Raw genomic sequence first — 23517 nt, forward strand, 5'->3', positions numbered from 1 at the left:
GTATAGCGGGGCGTGCGGGCGGGCGCAAAGGGCGTGCGGGAACCGTTCGGATCGTGGATCGATAACAGGGGGCCTTCCGCAGGATTTCGGTTAACGTCCGCCAGGGGCGAAGGGCCTGGCGGATCTGGGGACGGACAATGCGGTATCTTGGAGGAGCTTGTCTGGCGGCTGCGGCGCTGACGGCGTGCGGCCCGGCGGACCAGCCGGCGGCGGCGGCCCCGGCTCCCGGGCAGGCCGCAGCCGTGCAGAACGCAGCTCCGGCTGCGGCGGCGCGAAGTGAAAGCCGCGAGTTCCGCGACTGGCGCGCCACCTGCGACAACACCAATGACTGTGTGGCCTTCGGCCCGGCGAGCGAGGGCACGGGCTGGGTGCGGGTGGGGTCGGCGCCGGGTCCGGATGGCGCGCGAACCGTCACCGTCGGCTTCTGGCCTTCGAGCGGCGACGGCCTGACCGGGCCGGTCACCCTGACCCTCGACGGCCGGCGCCATGTCGCAGCGGCCATCGCGGGCGATCACGATCCCCTCGGCGCGGCGGCAGTCCGCGCGACGGACGCGGCCGCCGTGGCCTCCGCCATGGCGGCCGGCGAGACGCTGACGCTGACGGCGGGCGGCGAGACGGTCCCGATGTCGTTGTCCGGCGCCTCGGCGGCCATGCTCTGGATCGACGAGCGTCAGGGGCGGCTCGACACCCCGACCGCCCTCGTCCGCAAGGGAACGCGGCCCGCATCCGGCGTGCCCGGCCCCGCGCCGGCGCCCGAGGTGATCGCCGCCCCGCCGATCGCCCAGACCGGTTTCGGCGACAGCGGCCAGACCCTGCCCCCGGCGCTGGAAGCCGTAGCGGCAGTCAAGGCCTGCCGGGCCGAGACGGGGGACAGCGCCGTCAGCAAAGAGGTCATGTCGGCGCGGCTCGACGCCTCGACCGAGCTCTGGGCGGTGCCCTGCTTCGCCGGCGCCTACAACATCGGCCACGACTGGTATCTGACCGGGCCGGGCGGGCGAAACCCCCGCGCCGTCAGCCTGCCGTCCGCGACGGGCGAAAGCGACCCGGGCACGATCAACGGGGGCTATGACCCCGGCACGCGCACGATATCCGCCTTCTCCAAGGGACGCGGCATCGGCGACTGCGGTACGGCCTCGACCTGGACCTGGACCGGCAGCGCCTTCGTCCTGAGCGCCGAATCGTCCATGGGCGAGTGCTGGGGCGTCCCCGCCGACTTCTGGCCGACGACCTGGCGTACGCGATGAGCGATGACGGCCCCGAAGTCCTCATCGTCGGGGCCGGACCGGCGGGCCTGACCGCGGCCACCTATCTGGCGCGGTTCCGGCGGCGCGTGCTGGTCGCCGACGGCGGCGCGTCCCGGGCCTGCTGGATCCCGCTCAGCCACAACATGCCGGGTTTCCCAAGCGGCATCACCGGCGACGCCATCCTGCGGCGGATGACCGAACAGGCAGGGGAATACGGCGCGGTCATCGAGGGCGGACGCGTCGAGAGCCTTGCGCGCGACGGCGACGGATTCCTCGCCCGACTGAACGACCGCGACCTGCATGTCCGCGCCGTCCTGCTGGCGACCGGCGTGGTCGATCGCCATCCCGATCTGCCCGGCGTCGAGCGCGCCATCGAGCGGGCGCTGGTCCGCATCTGCCCGATCTGCGACGGCTACGAGGCCATCGACAAGGCGGTCGCGGTGATCGGCGACGATGACAAGGGGGTGCGCGAGGCCGCCTTCCTGCGCACCTATTCCGACCGCGTGACCCTCATTCACACGGGCGCCGCGGCAACCCTGACCGATGAGGATGAGCTGACGCGCATGGGGATCGAACTGATCCGCGCGCCCATCGACAACGTCACCTTGGAAGGCGACCGGGTCACGGCCCTGAGCTGGGGCGGGACCTTCCGCAGCTTCGACCTGGTCTATTCGGCGCTCGGGACGTCGCCCAATGCGGATCTGGCCGAAATGTTGAACGCGCGGCTCGGCGACGACGGCCGGCTGTTCGTCGACGCCCATCAGGCGACCAGCGTGCAGGGCCTCTACGCCGCGGGCGACGTGGTCCGCGGCCTCAACCAGATCGCCGTCGCCGGGGCCGAGGCCGCCGTCGCCGCCACCGCCATCCACAACGCCCTGCGCGAGGCGGACGGCTGGACCGTGCGGGACTGATCGATATTCGGCGAGTGCCGGGTTCGATCGAATTCGCCTACGTCCAGAACTGACGCAGGCGCATGCTTCACTGGCCGAACCCTTCCGGGCCCGGTCTTTGACAATCGAATGCAGTGGAGAAGGCGGCCCTCCGAACGAAGCGGCCGGAGCGGACTCAGTGGACTCTACGGACTCTTCGGACTGTGTTTTTTCGCGCCGGCCCGGGCCGCCCTAGGCCAGCCGCGCCGCCGTCCACTGGTCGACGACCCGGCCCAGCACCTCCAGCGGCATGGCCCCGCCGTCCAGCACCGCCGAGTGGAAGCTCTTGATGTCGAACCGGTCGCCGAGGCGTTCGCGGGCGACGGTCCTGAGGCGGTCTATCTCGGTGTGGCCGATCTTGTAGCCGCAGGCCTGACCCGGCCAGACGCAATAGCGTTCGATCTCGCTCTCGGCCGCGCCGGGCGCCAGGCCGACCGTCTCGATCATGTACCGGATGGCCTGCTCGCGGCTCCAGCCCAGGGCGTGAATGCCGGTGTCGATGACGATGCGGGCGGCGCGGTAGAGGAAGGACTGGTGGTAGCCCAGCTTCCCCTCGGTGAAGTCGTCGTACATGCCCAGCTCGTCGGCCAGCTGTTCGGCGTACAGGCCCCAGCCCTCGCCATAGGCGTTGAAGCCCATCGACTTGTGCAGCAGCGGCGTGTCCGTCGCCTCCAGCGCCAGGGCGCCCTGAAGGTGATGGCCCGGCAGGCTCTCGTGATAGGTCAGGGTCGGCAGGGCCCAGCGCGGCCAGATCGCCGTGTCGACCAGGTTGATATAGTAGGCGCCCGGCCGCGACCCATCCAGAGAGGGGCTCTGGGCATAGCCGCGCGGCGCGCCCAATTCGATGGAGGGCGGCACCCGGCGCACCTCGACCCGTGCGCTCGGCAGGCGTTCGAAGACCTGGGGCAGACGCGCCTCGATCGCGGCGACCTGGCGATTGAGATCGGCCAGCAGCGCCGCCCGCCCGTCGTCTGTGTTGGGATAGAGGTACCGGGGCTCCTTGCCGAATGCGGTCAGCCGCGCCCCGACCGAACCCTCGGTATAGCCGCGCTGGCGCAGCAACGGATCGGCCAGGGCCTCGATCCGGGCCACCTGATCGAGGCCGATCTGATGGGCCTCGGCCGGAGTCAGGCCGGTCGAGGTCTGGAACCGGAGACAAAGGTTGTAATAGGCCTCGCCGTTCGGACGCGCCCCGATGCCGGCGTCGTGCGCCGCGTTCGGGAGATGGCGTTCCATCTGCCCGATCTGCCTGTCCAGAGCGGCCGCGACCGGTCCGTCCACGAGCGTCGCCGCCCGCCGCGCCCAGTCGCCGGCGACTCCGGCCCCGGCGGTCTTGCGGACCAGCGACTGGACCAGGGCGGCGCCCTCCCCCGTCTCGCGGCGCAGGGCGCGAAGCTGGGTCAGGGCCTTGTTGATCACGAAGTCGGGCGGGACGACGCCGTGGTCGGCCGCATCCGAGGCCGACCGCGCCGTCTCGTGGTTGAGGCCCTCGGCGAAGCTCTCAAGCCGCGACAGATAGGCTTCGGCGTCGGCCGCCGTGGCGACGGAATGCTGGCTGTCGAGGAAATCGGGAACGGCCTGATAGAGGCCGGTCAGCTGGCTGACGACATAGGGGCAGGGGTAGCCGTAGCTGTCGACGCCGCCGAAGGGGAAGGCGGCGATCTCCGCCGACCGGTCGGCCATCCAGACCACGCTGTCGTAGTCCGAGCGGTCGCGGCCGGTCAGGCCCGAGGCGTCGATGGCGGCCAGCGCCGGGCGGGCCGCGACCATGGGCTTGAAGATGTTCAGCCGGTCGGCGTAGCTCCGGCTGTCGAGGCGGGATTTCAGAGAGGCGTGGGGACCGACATCCAGCCCGAGGCTGGTGGCCCCCATGGGCGAGGCCTCGAGAACGCCTTCGAAGATGACGTCATAGAGGGCGCGGGCCTCGGACCTCACATCGCCCTGCCATGCAGGAACGCCCGCGCGGGCGATGGCGGGAAGGGCGAGAAGCCCCAGGCCGCCGGCGGCGGACGTCAACAGGCGGCGGCGACTGAACATGGATTTCCCCTGGCAAGGCCCGCACCCTCGCGCGGGAGGGTGCGCCTGACAAGCCGCCGCCGGGGGATCAGGCGGTCAACGTCTGCGCCGGACACGGCTCAGCCCGGATCCCGGGAGCAGGAGACTCCAGAATCCGGGCCTCGACCCATTGGAGGGGCCGACGATCATGCTGGGGAGAAGGGAAATTCGCCTGCGGCAGACCGGATGGGAAAAGAGGGTCAGCGGCTCCAGGGCGTGACGATACGCGACGGCGTGCGCAGGCGCTGGCGGGTCCGGCTGCGGCGCCAGTCCTGAAGGACCGAAACCCAACCCCATGCAGGCTCCTTATGGGTGTGATGTATCTCTTCCATCGTGGCCTCCTCTGGCCGTCCGTTGCTGATGGACACAAGATGGGCTTGACAGGCGCGCCGAACAAACCAGATTGTGAACATCTCACATAAGGTTTGCTTATGGCCGACCCTCTCGCTGGCATCCCCCTCGCCTCCATCCGCGTCTTCGAGGCCGCCGCTCGCCTGAAGAGTTTCACCCGCGCGGCCGAAGAACTGGGCATGACCCAGGCCGCCGTCAGCTGGCAGATCAAGGCCCTTGAGGGCCGGCTGGGCCAGAGCCTGTTCCGTCGGCTGCCGCGCGAGGTCCAGCCGACCGAAGGCGGCGAACGGCTGTCACGCGCCGCGACCGAGGCCATGACCTTGCTGCGGCGCGCAGTCAGCGACCTGACCGAGGCGGACGAGCACATCCTGTCGATCACGACCCTGGCGACGCTGGCGACCCAATGGCTGGCGCCGCGTCTGGGATCGTTCCAGGTGGCCAATCCCGGACTGGCCGTCCGGCTGGACACCAATCCGACCCTGCTGGACCTGGCGCGCGAGGGCTTTGACGTCGGCATCCGGTCCGGCTCGGGCGAATGGCCCGGCATGGAAAGCCAGATGCTGATGCCCAGCGTCTTCACCCCCCTGTGCAGCCCGGCGATGGCGGAGCGGCTCAAGCTGGACCAGCCCCGCGATCTGGTCGACGCGCCGCGCATCGGCATGGAGAAGGAATGGGCGGCCTGGTTCGCCGCCGCCGGAGTCGACGGCGGGGCCCAACCAGTCACCCGACTGACCGCGGACTACCAGGTTCTCGAAGTGGCGGCGGCCCTGGGCGATCAGGGCGTGGCGCTGGCCTCGCCCATCCTGTTCGCGCGGGAGCTTCGCAACGGCCTGCTGGTGCGGCCCTTTCCGCAGACCGTCTCCTTCCACGCCGGCTATTTCATTGTCTGGCCTGAGGGACGGCGCCGTTCGCCCAAGATCGCGCGCTTCCGCGACTGGCTGATGGCCCAGGCCGCAAGCGACCCCACCGTCGCCGAGGCGCGATCAAGCTGCGCCATTCATGTCTCGGGGCAGGCGGGGCAAAAGTCCGGATCCCGTCCGGACCCCAAGCGCACGGAAATCCAGGCCATGGTCGACTGAGCCGACCCGTGCCGGTCAGGCCCGCATCAGCCCTTCCAGCACCGCCAGCGGCACCGAGCCGTTGAGCAGAACACGATCGTGGAAGGCCTTCAGGTCAAAGCCCGGACGGGCCTCGGCCTCGGTCCGCAGGCGCGCGATCACGGTCTGGCCCAGCTTGTAGGAACAGGCCTGACCGATGGAGACGCAATAGCGATCGATCTCCTTCTCGGCCGACTCCGGCGGCTCGCCGCATTCGTCGATCATGTAGCGGATGGCCTGATCGCGGCTCCAGCGCTTGTGATGCAGGCCGGTGTCGACCACCAGGCGGACCGCGCGGAACAGGTAGGACTGCAGGTAGCCGATCCTGCCCAGCGGATTGCCCGCATAGACGTCCAGGTCGTCGGCGGCCACGCGCTCGGCGTACAGCGCCCAGCCCTCGTTATAGGCGGAGTTGCCGGCGACGCGGCGGTAGATGGGCAGGCTGCCCGCCTCACGCGCCACGGTGATCTGGAAATGATGGCCGGGCGACGCCTCGTGATAGGTCAGGGTCGGCAGTCCCCATTTGGGCCAGTTCGCGGTGTTGGACAGGTTGATGTAGTAGGCGCCCGGCCGCGACCCATCCAGCGAGGCGGCCTGATAGTAGCCGCCCGGCGCCCCGAGCTCGATCGACGGCGGCACGCGCCGGATTTCCACAGCGGCCTTCGGCAGGGTGTTGAACACCTGCGGCAGCAGCGGCGTCAGCTCGGCCATCTGGCGGTTCAGCGAACCGATCAGCTCGACCTTGGCCTCGTCGGTGTTGGGCCACAGATGCTGCGGGTCCTCGCTCAACGTCTTGATCCGCTGGCCGACCGACCCCTCGGCCATGCCCATGCCCTTCAGGATGGTGTCGATCTCGGCCTGGATGGAGGCGACCTGTTCGAGCCCGATGTCGTGGATGGCCTGGGCGTCATAGTCGGTGGTGGTGTAGGCCCGCAGCGCCAGCGCATAGGCCTTGTCACCGTGCGGCAGCTTCCAGGCGCCGGCGTCCTCGGTCGCCTGCGGACGCCGGGCCTCGAACACGGCGATCTGGCGACCCAGCGCCGGCTTGATCCCGGCCTCGATGATGGCGGCGGCGCGGGCGCCCCAGTCGCCGGCGATCCCCTTCTCACCGGTCTTGCGGACGAGCGCCTGCACCATGGCCATCTCGGCCGGCGCCGTGTCGCGCAGGGTACGCAGCTGGGTCAGCGTCTTGTCCATCAGGAACGACGGCAGCATGACGCCCAGGTTCGCATCGGCCGTGATCCGCTCGTTCTCCTGATCCAGCACGACCGCGAAGGCCGACAGGCGCGACAGGAAGGCCTCGGCGTCGGCCAGGGTCTCGACCCGATGCTGGTTGGCCAGGAAATCCGGAACCGAGAAATAGGCCCCCGACCGCTGGGTCACCACATAGGGGCCGATGCCCCCGCCGTACGGAATGTCCGCCGCCCGCGCCGCGCCTTCGGCCGTGAAGCGATAGACGGCCAGCGAGACCTTCGCCTGGTCCGACAGCCCCTCTTCCCGGACGGTCTGGATCTCGGCCCAGCGGGCGCGGGCGCGGACGCGGTCGGCCTCCGCGTCGGCCAGGCCGACCTGGCGCAGCTTGCCCGACAGATGGGCGCGGGCGTGGCGGTCGAGACCCAGGTTGGTCGCGTATTCCGGCGACAGGTCGACGTTCTCATCGAACCAGCGGGTCAGCATGGCGTCCAGCCGCGCATCCGCCTCCGGCACGGCCCGGGTTTGGGCGAAGGCCGGCAGGGCTGCGATCAGGCCCAGCCCTGCGGACGAGAGCATGAGGCGGCGACGGTCGATCATGTGAGACCCTTTCCGGGAGACAGGACGCTGGTTAGGCCCGCTGGGCCGCGATCCAGTCGGACATGATCTTGTCCAGCACGGTCAGCGGCACGCCGCCGGCGTTCATGCCGGCGTCGTGGAAGGCGCGGATGTCGAAACGGTCGCCGAGCGCGGCCTGGGCGCGGCCGCGCAGCTCGATCCATTTGTTGTGGCCGACCTTGTAGCTGGACGCCTGGCCCGGCCAGACGCAGTAGCGTTCGACCTCGGTGGTCACCGCGGTTTCGGAATCGCCCAGCGTCTCGACCATGTAGCGGATGGTCTGTTCGCGGCTCCAGCGCTTGTGGTGCAGGCCCGAGTCGGCGACCAGCCGGGTGGCACGGAACAGCAGCGACTGCAGATAGCCGATCTGGCCGATCGGGTTGTCGGCATAGACCCCCATCTCGTCGGCCAGCTGTTCGGCGTAGAGCCCCCAGCCCTCGGAATAGGCCGAGAAGCCCAGCACCTTCATCAGCAGGGGCCGGTCGGCCTGTTCCTGCTGCAGGGCGATCTGGTGGTGATGGCCCGGCGAGGCTTCGTGATAGGTCAGGGTCGGCAGCTGCATCCGGGGCCATTCGGACGTGTCGCGCAGGTTGATGTAGTAGGCGCCGGGCCGCGAACCGTCGAGCGCGGGCGAATTGTAGTAGCCGCCGGGCGCGCCCGCCTCGATGAAGGTCGGCACGCGGCGGATTTCGACCGGCGCGGCCGGGATACGGCCGAAATACTGCGGCAAGCGTTTCGCCATATCCGCCATCTGGGCGTTGAGATCAGCCAGCAGTTGGGCCTTGCCCGCGTCGGTGTTGGGATAGAGCTGGGCCGGGTCCTTGCCGAGGGCGGCGATGCGCTCGCCCACCGATCCCTGGCTCAGGCCCTGGGCCTTCAGCAACACATCGGCGCGGGCCGAGAGCTCGGCCACCTGTTCCAGTCCGAGCGCGTGGATCTCCGCGCCCGACAGGGTCGAGGTGGTGTAGCTGCGAATTCCCCAGTCGTAATAGGCCTCGCCATCCGGCAGACGCCAGCAGCCCGCGTCATGGACGGCGTCGGCGCGGCGGGCGCGCATCGCCTCGGCCTGACGGCGCAGGGCCGGATAGACCTCGGTTTCGACGATCCTTTGGGCGCGAGCGCCCCAGTCGCCGGGGAGGTTCTTCTCGCCGGTCCGGCGTACGACGGACGTGGTCAGGACCGATCGGCCCGCCGGGGTTTCGTAGAGATTGGCCAGCTGGATCAGGGTCTTGTCGATGACGAAATCCGGCGGCACGGCGCCGGCCGCGAAGTCGGCCTGCATCCGCGCAGTTTCCTGGTCCAGCGCGGTCGGGAAGGCGGAGATGCGCGACAGATAGGCCTCGGCGTCCTCGGCGGTCTCGATCGCGTGCTGGGTGTCGAGGAAGTCCGGCAGGCTCTGATACGAGCCGGTCAGCTGCGAGACGGTGTAGGGCGCCGGTCCAAAGCCGCCGCCGCCGTAGGGGAAGCGGTCGCCCGTCATCTGGGTCTCGCCGAAGAAGGTCAGGGTGTCGTGATAGACGCCCTCGGTTTCCGGCAGCGCCGAGCGGTCGATAGCCTTGAGCTGGTTCATCTGCCCCCGGAACACCACCCGATCGGCGTCGACCTTGGCCTGGGACCGGTCGTCGAGCCGGGACTTCATCGCCGCCATCGGCCCCTTGTCCATGCCCAGCGAGGTCAGGGTCTCGGGCGACTGCAGCAGGAAGGTCTGGACGATCCCGTCCATCAGGGCCGTCAGGGCGGCCGAGGCCGAAGCGGCCGCGGCGGGGGTCTGCGCCAGAGCCTGGCCGCAGGCGGCGAGGCCTGCTCCGGCGGCGGCGGTGAACATCAGGCGGCGGCGATCGATCATGGCGGCAGGCTCCCGGGACGCGAGGCGCCACAGGATGGCGCCGGATGGAATTTGGCAAGTGACCGCTCGGGACCACTGTCGCCATGAAGGACGGATCAGGCCGCCTGGACGCCCGCAGCCCAGTCCGCGACCAGACGTTCCAGCACCTCGAGCGGGATGGCTCCCGCCGCCAGGGCCGTGTCGTGGAAGCCCCGGATGTCGAACCGGCTCCCCAGCGCCGCCTTCGCCCGCGTCCGGGTGCGGTCCCAGACCGTGTGGCCCAGCTTGTAGCTGCAAGCCTGTCCCGGCCACACGCAATAGCGTTCGACCTCGGTCGTCATGGTGGATTCCGCATCGCCGAGCGTTTCGACCATGTAGCGGACCGCCTGTTCGCGACTCCAGCGTTTGTGGTGCAGGCCCGAGTCAGCCACCAGGCGGGTAGCCCGGAACATGAAGGACTGGAGATAACCCAACTGCCCCAGCGGGTCGTCCGCATAGACGCCCATCTCGTCGGCCAGCTGTTCGGCGTAGAGGGCCCAGCCCTCGGTGTATCCCGAGAACAGGGGCATTTTGCGCAGCATTGGAATGCCCTCGGCTTCCAGGGCGACGGCGATCTGGAAATGGTGGCCGGGCGATGCCTCGTGATAGGTCAGGGTCGGCAGGGTGAAACGCGGCGTCTCCGCCGTGTCGCGCAGGTTGATGTAGTAGGCGCCTGGACGCGAACCATCCATCGCCGGCATCTGATAGCTGCCGCCCGGGGCTCCGGCCTCGATCTCGACCGGAACCCGGCGGATTTCGACCGAGGCCCTGGGCAGGCGGCCGAACACCTCGGGCAGACGCTGCTGCATCCGCGCCATCTGGGCGTTGAGGTCGGCCAGCAGTTCCGCCTTGCCGGCGTCGGTATTCGGATACAGCTGGTCGGGTCGGCGGGCGACGGCGGCGATCCGTTCACCGACCGAGCCCTGGGTCAGGCCCTGCGCCTTAAGGATTGCGTCGGCGCGGGCGCTGAGTTCGGCCACCTGGGCCAGGCCGATCTCGTGAATCTCGTCGCCGCCCATGTCCGTGGTGGTGTAGCTGAGCACGCCGTAGCGGTAGTAGGCCTCGCCGTCCGGCAGACGCCAGCAGCCGGCGTCCGCGGTGGCCCCGGGCAGGGCTGCGGCGATCACGTCGGCCTGGCGCTGCATGGCCGGGTAGACGGCGTCGCGCACGATGGCCTCGGCCCGCGCGGCCCAGTCGCCGGCGATGCCGGCCTCGGCCGTCCGACGGGCCAGAGACTGCGTCAGTCCCGACCGCGCCGGATCGACTCCGAGGGTGGCGGCGAACTGCTCGCCGGTGCGGCGCAGGACGAAGTCCGGGGGCGTCGCCCCGGCGGCGAAGTCCGCGCGCACCCGACCGGTCTCGACGTCCAGCACCTCGGCGAAGGCCGAGAGCCGGGCGAGATAGGTCTCCGCATCTTCGGCGGTACGCACCTGATGCTGGGTGTCGAGGAACTGCGGGATGCTGCTGTAACTGCCGGTCAGCTGGCTGACGAGGTAGGGGCTGGTTCCGCCGACGGGCGACTGGACGCCGTAGTCGAAACGGTCGGCGACGGCGGCGCCGTCGAGGATGAAACGGGTGGTGTCGTAGTTGACCGCATCCATGCCCGACAGGGCGGACCGGTCGATGGTCTTCAGCTCGGCGTCATAGCCGCGGAAGGCCGTGAACGAGCGGTCGACGAAGGCCAGCGAGCGATCGTCCAGCCTGCTGCGCACCGCGGCGTTCGGCCCGGTGTCGAGGCCGAGCGAGGTCATGAACTCCGGCGATTCCGCCAGGAATTCCTGCATCATCCGGTCGAGCAGGGCGGTGACCTGGGCGCCTCCGCCGCCAGCGGCCGAAGTCTGGGACGGCGCCGCCAGCGCCGGGGCCGCGACAGCAAGCCCCAGACCGGCGGCGGAAGACAGCAGCAGGCGGCGACGGTCCAGCATGGCGAATCTCCAGACAGTTGGGGCCGCCAGTGGACGGCTTCGGAGGGCCGCTGGCAAGTTACCGATGGTTCAGCTTGCGCGGCGCCGGCCTGGTTCTCAGCCCGCGTGGAGTTCCTGTTTCACCCGCTCGGCCAGGGTCTTGATGTCCAGGGGCTTGGGCAGGAAGGAGACGCCGACCTCGTCCTGCAGCAGGTCCGAGAAGTCGCTCTCGGCATATCCCGAGATGAACAGGACGGGCGCGTCGCCGAGGAAGGGCCGGGCCTTCTTCAGCAGGGCGGGGCCGTCAAGGCCGGGCATGATCACGTCCGAGATCATCATGTCGATGGTCCCGGCGTGCTGCTCGGCCAGTTCCAGCGCCTCCTCGCCATCGGCGGCCTCGATGACCTCATACCCGCGCTGGCGCAACAGGCGGGCGGCGATGCCGCGCACGGCGGCCTCGTCTTCCACGAACAGGATCCGGCCGGCGCCCGACAGGTCGCGCGGCGCCTTCGCCTTGATCTCGACCGGCGCGATCTCGGCCAGTTCCGCCTCGGCCGCCTCGGGCAGGAAGATGCGGAACACCGCGCCTCCGGCCGCCGCGTTCGACACGTTTATGTGGCCGCCGGCCTGTTCCACGATGCCGTAGACGGTGGCCAGACCCATGCCCGTACCCTCGTTCACCGCCTTGGTGGTGAAGAAGGGCTCGAAGATCTTGTCGAGGATTTCAGGCGGGACGCCCGGACCGCTATCCGTCACCTCGATCAGGGCGACGGCGTCGGTGGGGGGGCTGGTCCAGCCGAGGGCGCGGGCCTCGTCGGCCGTCAGGCGGGCGGTGCGGATGGTGACCACGCCGGCGCCGGGCTCGACCACGCCGCGCATGGCGTCGCGGGCGTTGACGGCCAGGTTCATCACCGCCGTCTCCAGCTGGCTCTTGTCCGCCAGCACCACCGGCAGGTCGCGACCGTAGTCGGTTTCCAGCCGCACGTCCTCGCGCAGCAGGCGGCGCAGCAGGACGGCGAATTCGCCGACCAGTTCACCGAGATCGAGGCGCTCGCGCCGGACGGTCGACTTGCGCGAGAAGGCCAGCAGCTTGCGCACCAGGTCGGCGGCGCGGATGGCGGTCTGGCGGATCTCGTTCAGGCCCTCGTAGGAGGGATCGCCCACCGGATGCCGCTCCAGCAGGCCGGACAGCTGCAGCTGGATGGCGGTCAGCAGGTTGTTGAAGTCGTGGGCCACGCCGCCGGCCAGCTGGCCCACGGCCTGCATCTTCTGGGCCTGCGACAGTTGCAGCTCCATCGACTTCTGGGCCGAGACGTCGAACAGCCAGATGCGGCGCTTGTCGCCCTCGGGGGCGACATAGAGGTGCAGCATCTTGTCGGGGAAGGCGCGGGCGACAAGCTCGATCGGGCCCGAGGAGCCGTCGTCCAGCCGGGCGCGGGCCTCGGCCACCAGGGCCGGATCGAACAGGTGGCCGAAGGCGGCGTCGCGGGCCGCGGCGGGCCCGGTCAGGACCGACAGGGCGGCGTTGGCCTCCTCGACCTTGCCGGCGAACAGGTCCTCGGCGGCGATGACCGCCGAGCCGAACGGCGCGCCGGCGGCCATGGCCCGGCTCTCCAGCGCATTCGACACGGTGGCCGGCCGGCTGCTCGTCATGGCGCCCACCGGCAGCACGGCCTCCGGCGCGGCGCGGACGAGGAAGCGCCTCTCGCCTGCGGCGCCGATCAGCACCTCCTGCTCGCGGTCGCCGATGACGACGATGGCGCGGCCCTGTTCCCCGGCGCGGGCCTGGGCGAAGGCCATGTAGAGGGCCGAGGCGGACCTGCCCTTGGGCAGGGCGGTGGTGGCGCCATTGGCCTCGGCCCAGGCGCCGTTGAAGGCCAGCACCTGACCGGTCGCCCAGACCAGGGCGGCGGGCTCGGCCATGGCGTCCAGCAGATCGACGGCGGCGTCGGCCATCGGCTTGCGGGACTCGCCGCGCGTGAACGAGAACAGGCCGATCAGGGCTATGGCGCCCACGGTGAAGATCAGCACCAGCCCCGGCGCGCTCATGGGGTCCGAGCGGAAGGCGGGATAGGCCAGAGCGCCGACGGCGACCACGAACCCGACCGCCATCAGCAGCAGCAGCGGGTCGAAGGCTTTGGCCGGCGGTGCGGTCCTGGGGATTGCGGTCATGGCGCCTCGGCCCGAATCAGAAGGGCGGTTCCGGCGATAGTGGGCCGTATGCCCCCGAGGCGCGAATCCGACGGCCTGGCCAGAAAAAAACACAGTCCAATGAGTCCGTAGAGTCCACTCCGTCCACTTCGTCCGCAGTGCGAGTGCGTTGCGGAATCAGCCAGGAAGCAGACTAGGCGACCGGTACGTCAGATCTGGACGTAGGCCGCCCGTGCGGCCTGAGTTGTCACCGTGCACCTCGACGAATGCCGGGGTCCGGATGGCTAACGCGGTGCTTGCGCCGCGGACGCGGCGCCAAAACCCTGCCGTTCCAGTCCGTGATCTGGCCCCCGGCATTCGCCGGGGCGCCCGGTGGATGGGGGAGGTCAGGCCGCCTTGCGCTGCTCGGCCTTCTGGTCGCGGGCCGCGTTTATGCGGGCCTCGGCGATGGCGTCGGCGATCTGGTGGGTCGGGCGCTTCTCGACCGCCGAGCGATCCATGACCTCTTCCAGCGTTTCCATCAGGCGCGAAAGCTTGCCCTCGACCCAGGCCGGATCGTAGGCGCCGCCGGTCTGGCGGGCCATCAGTTCTGAGGCGACGTTGATGATGCCGCCGCCGTTGACGACATAGTCGGGCGCGTACAGCACGCCGCGTTCGAACAGCTGCTGGCCGATATCGGGGGTGGCCAGCTGGTTGTTGGCGGCGCCGACCACGGCCTTGACCGTCAGGCGGTCGAGGGTCTGCGGGTTCAGCGTCGCGCCGAGGGCGCAGGGGGCGTAGATGTCGGCCTTGACGTCATAGATGGCGTCGGGGGCCACGACCTCAGCGTTGGTGCGGGCGGCGACCTCGGCCAGCAGGGCCGTGTTGACGTCCGTCATGATCAGCTTCGCGCCGGCGGCGTACAGCTTGTCGGCCAGATAGCCGCCGACATGGCCGATGCCCTGGACCGAGACGGTCAGGCCGGTCAGGTCGTCCTGGTTCCACAGGCGTTTCGCGGCCAGCAGAGTGGAGCGATAGACGCCCTCGGCGGTGACGGGGCTGGGATCGCCCGAGGCTTCCGGACCGTCGTTCAGGCCCAGCACATAGGGGGTGACCTTGCGGGCTTCGGCGATGTCGGCGACCGACACGCCGACATCTTCCGCCGCATAATAGATGCCGCCCAGCGTATTGACGGCGCGGCCGAAGGCGCGGAACAGCTCAGGGGATTTCTGGGTCCTGCTGTCGCCGATGATGACGGACTTGCCGCCGCCCATTTCCAGATCCGCGACGGCGTTCTTGTAGCTCATGCCGCGCGACAGACGCAGCACGTCCTCGAGCGCCTCGGCGCTGGAGGCGTAGTTCCACATCCGGGTGCCGCCGACGGCGGGGCCGCGCGCGGTTGAGTGAACAGCGATAATAGCGCGCAGGCCGGTCTTTTCGTCAAAGACCGCATGGACGCCTTCGTGGTTCGCGAAGGACGGGGAATCAAACAGCGTCATGCTCACTTGAGCGTCTCCCGGGGTGTTTTTTTGTTGCGCGGGTGCTTACGCCCCGGCGCTTAACACCGCAAGCATGGCGGTTTCACGTCAGCGTGGGCGGGACGGCTTTCGCAGCGCCGGGAGGACGGGACCGGCTCCGGACGGCAGGGGCGCGGACGTGTCGCGCAGCCAGGCCTCGAGGTCGCGGTACATGGTCTCGGCCTGGAGGTCCCGGTTCAGGATGTGCCAGCCGTCGGGATAGAAGCCGGTGCGAAGGCCCGGACGGTCCTCCGCCCGCTCGAGGGCCCGACGCATCGGATCCTTCTGGATGACGTTGTCGTGGCCGCCGTACAGCAGCAACGTCGGCACGCGGATGTCGCCCAGCCGGACCGACGCCGTCTCCATCAGGTCCACCAGGCCGTACAGGGCGTCGAACCGCGTCGGCAGGATGCTGTTCGGATCGCGGCCGTTGCGGATCAGCTCCAGCCGGTTGTCAGACGCAGGCAAATCCCGCACCGCCCATTCCGGCGCGCCCACAGCCCGGCCGCCCATGGCGCGGGCCGCGATCCACAGCCCGGCGGAGTTGACCGGGCCCTGCGCCGACCAGCCCCAGACGGCGGGGGCCAGAAGGATTATGCGGTCTGCATCCGGCGGACGATCCGAGCCGAAGGCCGCGATGGCGACGGCCCCGCCCATGCTCTCCCCGGCGACCGCGATCAGGGCGCGGGGGTGGCGGGCCCGGGCCAGGGCGACCGTCGTGCGCAGGTCTTCGGTCATCCGCGCCTCGCCGGCCCAGACGCCGCGGCCGGGCGCCTGGCCGAAGCCGCGCTGATCGATGGCCCAGGTCTCGATGCCCCGCTCGGCCCACCAGGGTCCGGCGAGGCGGAAGGAGGCGCGGCTGTCATTCATGCCGTGCAGGGCGACGATGACAGCCCATGGCTCGCCGCGGTCGGGCGTCCAGCGCGCCAGAGGCAGGCGGGCGCCGTCGTCCATGACCAGGGCACGCGTCTCGAGCGCCGGGCCGGCGAACCCCGGCGGGGGGATCAGAGGCGGCTGGACTGCGGGCGAGGCGCAGGCCGTCAGGGAGAGTGAGAGCGCCAGCACAATCCCCCATGTCCGTGCATCCCCGCGAAGGCGGGGACCCGGTGCGTTGGGGGATCGGCGCCGGAGTCTGCGCACCAACGGCAATCCCATGACAGCCTGCCTCACGAAAAACCTGGGTCCCCGCCTTCGCGGGGGTGCATGGATGAAGATGGAGCGAGAATAGCCGCCACCCGCTCCCTGAGGTAGGGCAAGACCTCCTCCTCGAACCACGGGTTCTTTCGCAGCCAGGCCGTATTGCGCCACGAGGGATGCGGCAGGGGCAGGATCGAGGGCGCGTAGTCGCGCCAGGCCCGCACTGTCCCGGTCATGTTGATCTTCGCCCGGTCGCCCAGCGCCCAGACCTGGGCGTAGCCGCCGACCAGCAGGGTCAGTTCGATATGGGGCAATGCCGCCAGCAGTTGCGGCCGCCACAGTTCGGCGCAGCGCCGCGGCGGCGGGTAGTCGCCGCCCTTCGGCGCCGTTCCCGGATAACAGAAGGCCTGGGCCGCCACGCCCAGCCGGGGATCGGCGTAGAAGGTCCCATAGTCGACGCCCAGCCACTGCCGCAGCCGGTCGCCGGACGGATCGGTGAACGGCAGGCCGCTCTCATGCACCCGGCGACCGGGCGCCTGGCCGCAGATCAGCAGCCGCGTCTCCGGAAAGACGCGAACCACGGGACGCGGCGTATGGGGAAGCTGGCCGAGGCAGGCCCGGCAGGCGCGGATGTCGTCCAGAACGGCCTGGAGGCCGTCCACCGGATCAGGCGAAGTCGTCATCGTCCTCGACGACGGGCGGCAGGGCCGCCAGCGCCGCGGCGGTCTCGGCCTCGGTCGGCAGGCGCAGGCGGATCACGCCCTTGAAGGCGTTCGGATCGACGGGCTTGCCCTTCTTGGTGATGGTCAATTTGCCCTGACGCATCAGGCCCAGGGCGCAGGCGCGGACCTTGGGCAGCATCCGCTGCCACTGTTCGGGCTGCATTTCCCTGGCCACATCGGACGGTTCGATGCTCTTGCCGCCGACGCCCTTGGGGTCGGCCTTCGCCAGTTTTTCGAAGATGGCTGTTTCGATGGGGTCGCTCATCGCGCCTATATGCTGCATTGCGAGAACAGAAAGAAGGCGGAGTTCGGGAATGGTCGAGAAAGTCACGGTGACGGAGGGCGAGTTCGCCGGCTGGCAGACCTATGACCTGCACGGCACCTTCGACCAGGTCGTGGGACCCTTCTACTTCAAGCCGGACGCCGACGGCCGCATGCGCTGCGCCTTCCGGGCCGAGCCCAAGCACATGAACGCCGGCCACCGGATGCACGGCGGCTGCCTGATGACCTTCGCCGATATCGCCCTGTTCCAGACGGCCTATCAGGAGATGGAGGGCGCCTCGGGCGTGACCGTGTCCCTGGAATCCACCTTCATCGACGGCGCCTATGTCGGCGAACTGGTCGAGGCGACGGGCGAGGTGATCCGCGCCGGCAAGAGCCTGATCTTCGTGCGCGGCCAGATCAATGCGGGCGAGCGGGTGCTGATGACCTTCTCGGGCGTGATCCGGAAATTCCAGCCGCGCGGGTGAAGCGGGCGCCCGACGCCGGCGTCAACCGTCGATGATGTCCTGGAGGATGCGGGCCATCCGCCGGTGCATCTCCTGGCATTCGGTCGGGTTAAGGCCGAAGCCGCCGGTGATCTCCCGGCTGACCGCCATGCCCATGACGAAGGCCGCCGCCAGGCGGGCGCGCACGGCGCCGTCCGGCCCGCCGACCCATTCGGCGAAGGGGTTGAAGAAGCGCTCGTTGCCGGTGCGCTGGACCAGTTCCATGGCCTTGGTCGAACCGACCGAGCGCAGCAGGACCAGCAGGCCCTTCAGCTTGCTCTCGGACTTGCCCTCGTAGATCGCCTCATGCGCCACGCGGCGGCCGAAGTCGGCGCGGTCGCCCTCCATCAGCTCGGCCCCGTTCTCGCAACTGTCGAGCACCGAGGTGAACAGATCTTCCTTGGAGCCGAAATAGCGGGACACCAGGGCGGCGTCGACGCCGACGTCGCCGGCGATGTCGCGCATGCCGACGTCGTCATAGCTCTCGCGCGCGAAACGTTCGCGGGCGGCGGTCAGGATGGCGGCGCGGGTCGCCTCGGCATTCCTGGGCCGGGGCGCGACATGGCAAAACAATTCGTGAACTCCGGAATAGCCCCAAAACGGATATGGCTTTGTCAACCGCCGTTGACAAGCGAAAGCACGATCACCATTAAGTCACCGGGCGTTGACTACCGGCTTCCTCCCCCTTCGCCGCGTCGACAATGACAGGGATCAAATTTTGATGCGAACCGCGAAGATCGTGGCCGCGGCCGTCCTGATGACGACCGTGCTCTATGGCTGCTCCCAGCGAAGCGAAGCCCAGGCGCCGCCGGCGCCGGCTGTGACCGTCGCCGTGCCTCTGGTGCGGGCGGTCCAGGACTGGGATGAATTCACCGGCCGGTTCGAGGCGACCCAGTCGGTCGATGTGCGCGCCCGCGTCGGCGGCTACATCTCTGCGGTCCACTTCCGCGACGGCGACTATGTGCGGCGCGGCCAGCTGCTGTTCACCCTCGACCCGCGGCCGGCGCAGGCGGCCCTCGCCTCGGCCCGCGCCCAGCTGGCCCAGGCCCAGGCGCAGCTGGCGCTGGCCCGCAGCGAACTGAGCCGCTCCGAAACCCTGCTGGAATCGCAAGCCGTGTCCCAGGCCGAGGTCGACACCCGGCGGGGCGCCCTGCAGACCGCCCAGGCGGCCATCGCCGCGGCCAACGCCAATGTCCGCGCCCGCCAGCTGGACCTCGAATTCACCCGCGTCACCGCCCCCATCTCGGGCCGCGTCTCCGACCGCCGGGTCGACGCTGGCAACCTCGTCGCCGGCGGCTCCTCGGCCGCCGATGTATTGACCACCGTCGTGTCCAGCGCGCCGATCCATTTCGTCTTCGACGGTTCCGAAGCGGTGCTGCTGAAATACCAGCGCCAGGCCCGCCGCGGCGCCGCCCCGATCCAGGTGCGGCTGCAGGACGAGACGGATTTCACCCGGGCCGGCACGCTCGATTTCACCGACAACGCGGTCGACACCTCCTCGGGCGTGATCCGGCTGCGGGCCGTGATCCCCAACGCCGACGGCTTCCTGAAGCCGGGCATGTTCGGTCAGGGCCGCCTCGCCGGCGCCGGGAGCTACAACGCCATGCTGGTGCCCGACGCGGCGATCGCCACCGATCAGGCGCGGCGCATCGTCTATGTGGTCGCCGCGGACGGCTCGGTCGCCCCCAAGCCGGTGCAGCTGGGTCCGCTGGTCGACGGCCTGAGGGTTATCCGCTCGGGCCTGCAGCCCACGGACCGCGTCATCATCGTCGGCGTCCAGCGCATCCAGGGCCCCGGCATGAAGGTCCAGGCGAAAACCGGCCAGATCCGGCCCGTCGCGCAGCGCGCCCAGCAAGCCCCGGTGACCCAGGCGGCCCCGGCTTCCAGCGCCACCTTCGCCAACAGCCTGTCGTCGGGCGACTGATCCGGTCATGAACATTTCCCGCTTCTTCATCGACCGGCCGATCTTCGCGGCCGTGATCTCGGTGTTCATCACCCTTCTGGGCGTGTTCGCCTATCCGCTGCTGCCGCTGTCGCAGTATCCGGAGATCGCCCCGCCGACGATCGCGGTGACCGCCGTCTATCCGGGCGCCTCGGCCGAGACCATGGCCGAGACCGTGGCCGCGCCGATCGAGCAGGAGGTCAATGGCGTCGAGCGCATGCTCTACATATCGTCCTCCTCGACCTCGGACGGGGTGGCGACGATCACCGTCACCTTCGAGCCGGGCACCGACCTGGACGCGGCCCAGGTGCTGGTCCAGAACCGCGTCTCGCTGGCCGAGCCGCGCCTGCCCGAACCCGTCCGCCAGATCGGCGTGACGGTGAACAAGCAGCAGCAGGATTTCCTGCTGATCATCGGCCTGACCTCGCCCGACCACAGCCTGGCCAACGACTATATCGGCAACTACGCCAACTCGGTGATCCGCGACCGGATGCTGCGCCTCGACGGCGTCGGCGCGGTCCAGGTGTTCGGCGGCGGCAACTATTCGATGCGGGTCTGGATCGACCCGGGCAAGGCCGCCGCACGCAACCTGACGGCCCAGGAAATCGTCGGCGCCCTGCGCGGCCAGAACACCTCGGCCGCCGCCGGCGCCATCGGCCAGCCGCCCTTCCCCACCAACGCCGCGGCCTTCCAGCTGCCGGTGCAGGTGCAGTCGCGCCTGAGCGATCCCGACGAGTTCGGCGACATCGTCATCAAGACGGACGCGCAAGGCCGCACCACCCGCGTCCGCGACGTGGCCCGGGTCGAACTGGGCTCGCAGGACTACGGCATCCGCGGCTATTTCGACGGCCAGCCGGGCGTCGCCCTGGCGATCCAGCAACAGCCCGGCGCCAATGCGCTGGAAACCGCGGAACTGGTCCAGGCCGAGATCGCGGCCGTGCGCGCCGAACTGCCAGCGGGCATGGCCATCTCGGTGCCCTACAACCCGACCGAATTCGTCGCCGAATCCGTCGAGGCCGTGCAGCACACGGTGTTCGAGGCCATGCTGCTGGTGGTGCTGGTGGTCATCGTCTTCCTGCAGACGTGGCGGGCGGCGATCATCCCGATCGTGGCCATTCCGGTCTCTCTGGTCGGCACCTTCGCCGTGCTTCTGGCGCTCGGCTATTCCATCAACTCGCTGTCGCTGTTCGGCCTGGTTCTGGCCATCGGCATCGTCGTCGACGACGCCATCGTCGTGGTCGAGAACGTCGAACGCTACATCCGCATGGGGCTGACGCCCAAGGAGGCCGCCTACCGGTCGATGAAGGAAGTGTCCGGGGCCCTGATCGCCATCGGCCTGGTGCTGGTCGCGGTGTTCGTGCCGACCGCCTTCGTGCCCGGCATTCCCGGCATCTTCTACCAGCAGTTCGCGGTGACCATCGCCTCGGCCTCGGTGATCTCGCTGGTGGTGTCCCTGACCCTGTCGCCGGCCATGGCGGCGGTGCTGCTGAAGCCGCACGACCTGCATCACGAACCGGCGCGCAAGCCGGGAATTCTCGGGACCGTCCACTACTACGGCGGCTGGGCCGGACGCCGTTTCAACGAGGGCTTCGACTGGCTGTCGGACAAATACGGCCGCCTGACCGCCCGTCTGGTGCGGACCGTGGGCTTGGTGCTGGCCATCTATGTCGGCCTGCTGGCCCTGACCGCCTGGCGCGTCGTCGACACCCCGACCGGCTTCATCCCGGACCAGGACCAGGGCTATCTGATCGGCGTCATCCAGCTGCCCCCCGGCTCCTCGCTGGAGCGCACCGAGGCGGTGATGAGCCAGGCCCGGAACATCATCGAGAAGACCGAGGGCGTGGACGGCACCGTGGCCTTCGCCGGCCTCGACGGCACCAGCTTCTCCTTCGGCTCGAACGCGGCGACCATCTTCGTGCGGCTGGACGAGTTCGATCATCGCAACGCCGAGCAGTCGGCGGTCGCCCTCGCCGGCGCCATCACCGGCGCGACCTTCGGCATCGAGGACGCCAACATCTTCGTCATCGCCCCGCCCGCGGTCCAGGGACTGGGCAACGGCAACGGCTTCCAGATGATGGTCCAGGATCGGGGCGGCGCGGGCTATCGCGGCCTGGAAGGCGCGACCTTCGGCATGATGGGCGCCGCCGCCCAGGCCCCGACGCAGGTGCAGCAGGTCTTCTCGACCTACAACACCGGTTCGCCCCGCATCTCGGCCGACGTCGACCGCGACAAGTCCCTGATGATGGGCGTCCAGCCGAACGATGTGTTCGAGACGCTCGGCATCTATCTGGGCTCGTCCTACATCAACGACTTCAACTATCTGGGCCGCACCTTCCGGGTGACGGCGCAGGCCGAGCCCGCCTCGCGCGACGACGTCGCGGACATCGCCAATCTGAAGACCCGCTCGGCCTCCGGCGCCATGGTGCCGATCGGATCGGTGGCGACGCTGCGGGACGATTCCGGCCCGGCCCGCGTGGTGCGCTACAACCTGTTCCCCGCCTCCGAGCTTCAGGGACAGGCCGCGCCCGGCGTATCGTCCGGACAGGCGCTGGACGCCATGGAAGGCATCGCCGCCCAGGCCCTGCCGCCCGGCTTCTCGTACGAATGGACCGGACTGGCCCTGCAGGAGAAGGCGTCGTCGGGCGGGACCACCCTGGTCTTCCTGATGGCGGTGGTCTTCGTCTTCCTGGTGCTGGCCGCCCAGTATGAGGCCTTCACCCTGCCCACGGCCGTCGTACTGATCGTGCCGATGTGCGTGCTGGCGGCCATGCTCGGCATCGGCATCCGCGGACTGGACAACAACATCCTGGTCCAGATCGGACTGGTGGTGCTGATCGCGCTGGCGGCCAAGAACGCCATCCTGATCGTGGAGTTCGCCAAACAGGCCGAGGAGGAAGAAGGGCTCAGCCGCTGGGACGCCGCGGTCAAGGCGGCGCGCATCCGCCTGCGTCCGATCCTGATGACCTCGTTCGCCTTCATCTTCGGCGTCGTGCCGCTGATGCTGGCGACGGGTCCGGGCGCCGAGATGCGTCAGTCGCTGGGCACCGCCGTCTTCTCCGGCATGCTGGGCGTGACCCTGTTCGGCCTGATCTTCACCCCGGTCTTCTATGTGGTCAGCCGCTGGGCCGCCTCGAAGATTCCGCAGCGGCCCGAAAAGCCGCGCGGCGTGCCCACAACCCACGGCCTGCCGCCGCACGACGCCGATCCGGCGCCCGCGACGCCCCGGCTGGGAGACGCCTGATGACGACCCGATCCCCTCTCCGGTTCCTGACCGCAACCGCCTTCGCCAGTCTTGCATTGGCGTCGTGCGCGGTCGGGCCGAGGGCGCCCGACGCTACCCTTCCCCCCTCGGCGTCGGGCGCCTTCGTAAGCGCCGCGACCCCGGCCGTGACCGCCGAGGCGGCCCGCGACGACTGGTGGCGGCTGTATGACGACCCGACCCTGGACGCCCTGGTCCGTCAGGCCCTGACGGAAAACAACGAGCTCGAGGCGGCCGCCGCCAATCTGCGCCGCGTCCGCGCGGCCCTGGGCGAGACGCGGGTCGGGCGGCTGCCGTCCACCACCGTCGGCGCCAGCGGCCAATACGGCCGCGCCTCGGCCGCCACCGTCCCCGGCGGCAACGGCGGCCAGCCGCTGGACGAGGGCGAGACCTATGACGTCGGCCTCGACGTCGCCTATGAGGTCGACCTGTTCGGCCGCGTCGGCGGTTCGATCCGCGCCGCTCGCGCCGACGCCGATTCCGCCGCCGCCGCGCTCGACGTGGTGCGGGTCTCGGTCGCGGCCGAAACCGCCCGGGCCTATGCCGACGCCTGTTCGGCCAACGCCCAGATCGCGGTCGCCGAGCGCACCATCGAGCTTCAGTCGAACACCGCCGACCTGACACGGCGCCTGCAAGCCGCTGGTTCCGGCAACGGGCTGGACACCTCCCGCGCCCGCGCCGCCCTGGAAAGCACCCGGGCGACCCTGCCGCCGCTGCGCGCCCAGCGCGACGGGGCCCTGTTCCGGCTGGCGACCCTGACCGGCCGCACCCCGGCCGAGGCCAGCGACGC

18 protein-coding genes are annotated in these 23517 nt (G+C 69.8%); 7 read left to right on the forward strand and 11 right to left on the reverse strand.

Features of this window, described 5'->3' with window-relative positions:
* The first annotated feature begins 137 nt into the window (after positions 1–137).
* Complete coding sequence (locus VN378_RS08440) at positions 138–1244, forward strand: DUF1176 domain-containing protein (protein ID WP_325742827.1); 1107 nt, start codon at positions 138–140, stop codon at positions 1242–1244.
* Positions 1241–2155 (forward strand): NAD(P)/FAD-dependent oxidoreductase, encoded by a 915-nt coding sequence (locus VN378_RS08445; protein WP_325742829.1) that lies wholly within the window; start codon positions 1241–1243, stop codon positions 2153–2155. Before VN378_RS08440 ends, VN378_RS08445 begins: the two co-directional genes overlap by 4 nt.
* A 210-nt stretch (positions 2156–2365) precedes the next feature.
* On the opposite strand, the gene VN378_RS08450 is transcribed toward VN378_RS08445, so the two are convergent.
* The gene (locus tag VN378_RS08450) at positions 2366–4210 is read right to left on the reverse strand and encodes a DUF885 domain-containing protein (RefSeq protein ID WP_325742831.1); all 1845 of its coding nucleotides are present in this window, start codon (positions 4208–4210) and stop codon (positions 2366–2368) included.
* Between the two features lie 218 nt (positions 4211–4428).
* On the reverse strand, positions 4429–4560 hold the full coding sequence (locus tag VN378_RS08455; protein WP_325742833.1) for a hypothetical protein: 132 nt from the start codon (positions 4558–4560) through the stop codon (positions 4429–4431).
* A 99-nt stretch (positions 4561–4659) separates the two neighbouring features.
* Here VN378_RS08455 and VN378_RS08460 point away from each other — a divergent pair, with 99 nt between their 5' ends.
* A complete protein-coding gene (locus VN378_RS08460; protein ID WP_325742835.1) occupies positions 4660–5658 on the forward strand; it encodes a LysR substrate-binding domain-containing protein in 999 nt (332 codons plus the stop codon).
* Positions 5659–5673: 15 nt separating this feature from the next.
* Here VN378_RS08460 and VN378_RS08465 read toward each other — a convergent pair whose 3' ends face one another.
* From VN378_RS08465 to VN378_RS08500, 8 genes are all read right to left on the reverse strand, one after another.
* Positions 5674–7467: a DUF885 domain-containing protein gene (locus VN378_RS08465; RefSeq protein ID WP_325742837.1), complete on the reverse strand. Its 1794-nt coding sequence runs from the start codon at positions 7465–7467 to the stop codon at positions 5674–5676.
* Between the two features lie 31 nt (positions 7468–7498).
* A complete protein-coding gene (locus VN378_RS08470) occupies positions 7499–9331 on the reverse strand; it encodes a DUF885 domain-containing protein (protein WP_325742839.1) in 1833 nt (610 codons plus the stop codon).
* Positions 9332–9426: 95 nt separating this feature from the next.
* Positions 9427–11274, reverse strand: a complete 1848-nt coding sequence (locus tag VN378_RS08475; protein WP_325742841.1) for a DUF885 domain-containing protein — start codon at positions 11272–11274, stop codon at positions 9427–9429.
* Between the two features lie 96 nt (positions 11275–11370).
* Positions 11371–13425, reverse strand: coding sequence for a cell cycle histidine kinase CckA (gene cckA, locus VN378_RS08480; protein ID WP_325742843.1), 2055 nt, complete (start codon positions 13423–13425; stop codon positions 11371–11373).
* 365 nt (positions 13426–13790) lie between these two features.
* Positions 13791–14882, reverse strand: a complete 1092-nt coding sequence (locus tag VN378_RS08485) for a Glu/Leu/Phe/Val dehydrogenase (RefSeq protein ID WP_325742861.1) — start codon at positions 14880–14882, stop codon at positions 13791–13793.
* 87 nt (positions 14883–14969) lie between these two features.
* The gene (locus tag VN378_RS08490; RefSeq protein WP_325742845.1) at positions 14970–15965 is read right to left on the reverse strand and encodes an alpha/beta fold hydrolase; all 996 of its coding nucleotides are present in this window, start codon (positions 15963–15965) and stop codon (positions 14970–14972) included.
* A 101-nt stretch (positions 15966–16066) separates the two neighbouring features.
* Positions 16067–16720: a uracil-DNA glycosylase family protein gene (locus VN378_RS08495; protein WP_325742847.1), complete on the reverse strand. Its 654-nt coding sequence runs from the start codon at positions 16718–16720 to the stop codon at positions 16067–16069.
* Positions 16704–17024: a DUF3253 domain-containing protein gene (locus tag VN378_RS08500; protein ID WP_325742849.1), complete on the reverse strand. Its 321-nt coding sequence runs from the start codon at positions 17022–17024 to the stop codon at positions 16704–16706. Before VN378_RS08500 ends, VN378_RS08495 begins: the two co-directional genes overlap by 17 nt.
* A gap of 49 nt (positions 17025–17073) precedes the next feature.
* Here VN378_RS08500 and VN378_RS08505 point away from each other — a divergent pair, with 49 nt between their 5' ends.
* On the forward strand, positions 17074–17508 hold the full coding sequence (locus VN378_RS08505; protein WP_325742851.1) for a PaaI family thioesterase: 435 nt from the start codon (positions 17074–17076) through the stop codon (positions 17506–17508).
* A gap of 21 nt (positions 17509–17529) precedes the next feature.
* Here VN378_RS08505 and VN378_RS08510 read toward each other — a convergent pair whose 3' ends face one another.
* Positions 17530–18099 (reverse strand): TetR/AcrR family transcriptional regulator, encoded by a 570-nt coding sequence (locus VN378_RS08510; RefSeq protein WP_325742853.1) that lies wholly within the window; start codon positions 18097–18099, stop codon positions 17530–17532.
* Positions 18100–18247: 148 nt separating this feature from the next.
* Here VN378_RS08510 and VN378_RS08515 point away from each other — a divergent pair, with 148 nt between their 5' ends.
* From VN378_RS08515 to VN378_RS08525, 3 genes are all read left to right on the forward strand, one after another.
* A complete protein-coding gene (locus tag VN378_RS08515) occupies positions 18248–19450 on the forward strand; it encodes an efflux RND transporter periplasmic adaptor subunit (RefSeq protein WP_325742855.1) in 1203 nt (400 codons plus the stop codon).
* 7 nt (positions 19451–19457) lie between these two features.
* Positions 19458–22709: a multidrug efflux RND transporter permease subunit gene (locus VN378_RS08520; RefSeq protein ID WP_325742857.1), complete on the forward strand. Its 3252-nt coding sequence runs from the start codon at positions 19458–19460 to the stop codon at positions 22707–22709.
* A partial coding sequence (locus tag VN378_RS08525; RefSeq protein WP_325742859.1) for a TolC family protein occupies positions 22709–23517 on the forward strand: 809 nt, incomplete at its 3' end. The genes VN378_RS08520 and VN378_RS08525, both read left to right, overlap by 1 nt.

The organism is Brevundimonas sp., from assembly GCF_035561115.1.
GTDB lineage: Bacteria > Pseudomonadota > Alphaproteobacteria > Caulobacterales > Caulobacteraceae > Brevundimonas.

Coding starts and splice junctions, on each gene's coding strand:
- VN378_RS08440 (WP_325742827.1), top strand. CDS start 138: ATGCGGTATCTTGGAGGAGCTTGTCTGGCGGCTGCGGCGCTGACGGCG.
- VN378_RS08445 (WP_325742829.1), top strand. CDS start 1,241: ATGAGCGATGACGGCCCCGAAGTCCTCATCGTCGGGGCCGGACCGGCG.
- VN378_RS08450 (WP_325742831.1), bottom strand. CDS start 4,210: ATGTTCAGTCGCCGCCGCCTGTTGACGTCCGCCGCCGGCGGCCTGGGG.
- VN378_RS08455 (WP_325742833.1), bottom strand. CDS start 4,560: ATGGAAGAGATACATCACACCCATAAGGAGCCTGCATGGGGTTGGGTT.
- VN378_RS08460 (WP_325742835.1), top strand. CDS start 4,660: ATGGCCGACCCTCTCGCTGGCATCCCCCTCGCCTCCATCCGCGTCTTC.
- VN378_RS08465 (WP_325742837.1), bottom strand. CDS start 7,467: ATGATCGACCGTCGCCGCCTCATGCTCTCGTCCGCAGGGCTGGGCCTG.
- VN378_RS08470 (WP_325742839.1), bottom strand. CDS start 9,331: ATGATCGATCGCCGCCGCCTGATGTTCACCGCCGCCGCCGGAGCAGGC.
- VN378_RS08475 (WP_325742841.1), bottom strand. CDS start 11,274: ATGCTGGACCGTCGCCGCCTGCTGCTGTCTTCCGCCGCCGGTCTGGGG.
- cckA (WP_325742843.1), bottom strand. CDS start 13,425: ATGACCGCAATCCCCAGGACCGCACCGCCGGCCAAAGCCTTCGACCCG.
- VN378_RS08485 (WP_325742861.1), bottom strand. CDS start 14,882: ATGACGCTGTTTGATTCCCCGTCCTTCGCGAACCACGAAGGCGTCCAT.
- VN378_RS08495 (WP_325742847.1), bottom strand. CDS start 16,720: ATGACGACTTCGCCTGATCCGGTGGACGGCCTCCAGGCCGTTCTGGAC.
- VN378_RS08500 (WP_325742849.1), bottom strand. CDS start 17,024: ATGAGCGACCCCATCGAAACAGCCATCTTCGAAAAACTGGCGAAGGCC.
- VN378_RS08505 (WP_325742851.1), top strand. CDS start 17,074: ATGGTCGAGAAAGTCACGGTGACGGAGGGCGAGTTCGCCGGCTGGCAG.
- VN378_RS08515 (WP_325742855.1), top strand. CDS start 18,248: ATGCGAACCGCGAAGATCGTGGCCGCGGCCGTCCTGATGACGACCGTG.
- VN378_RS08520 (WP_325742857.1), top strand. CDS start 19,458: ATGAACATTTCCCGCTTCTTCATCGACCGGCCGATCTTCGCGGCCGTG.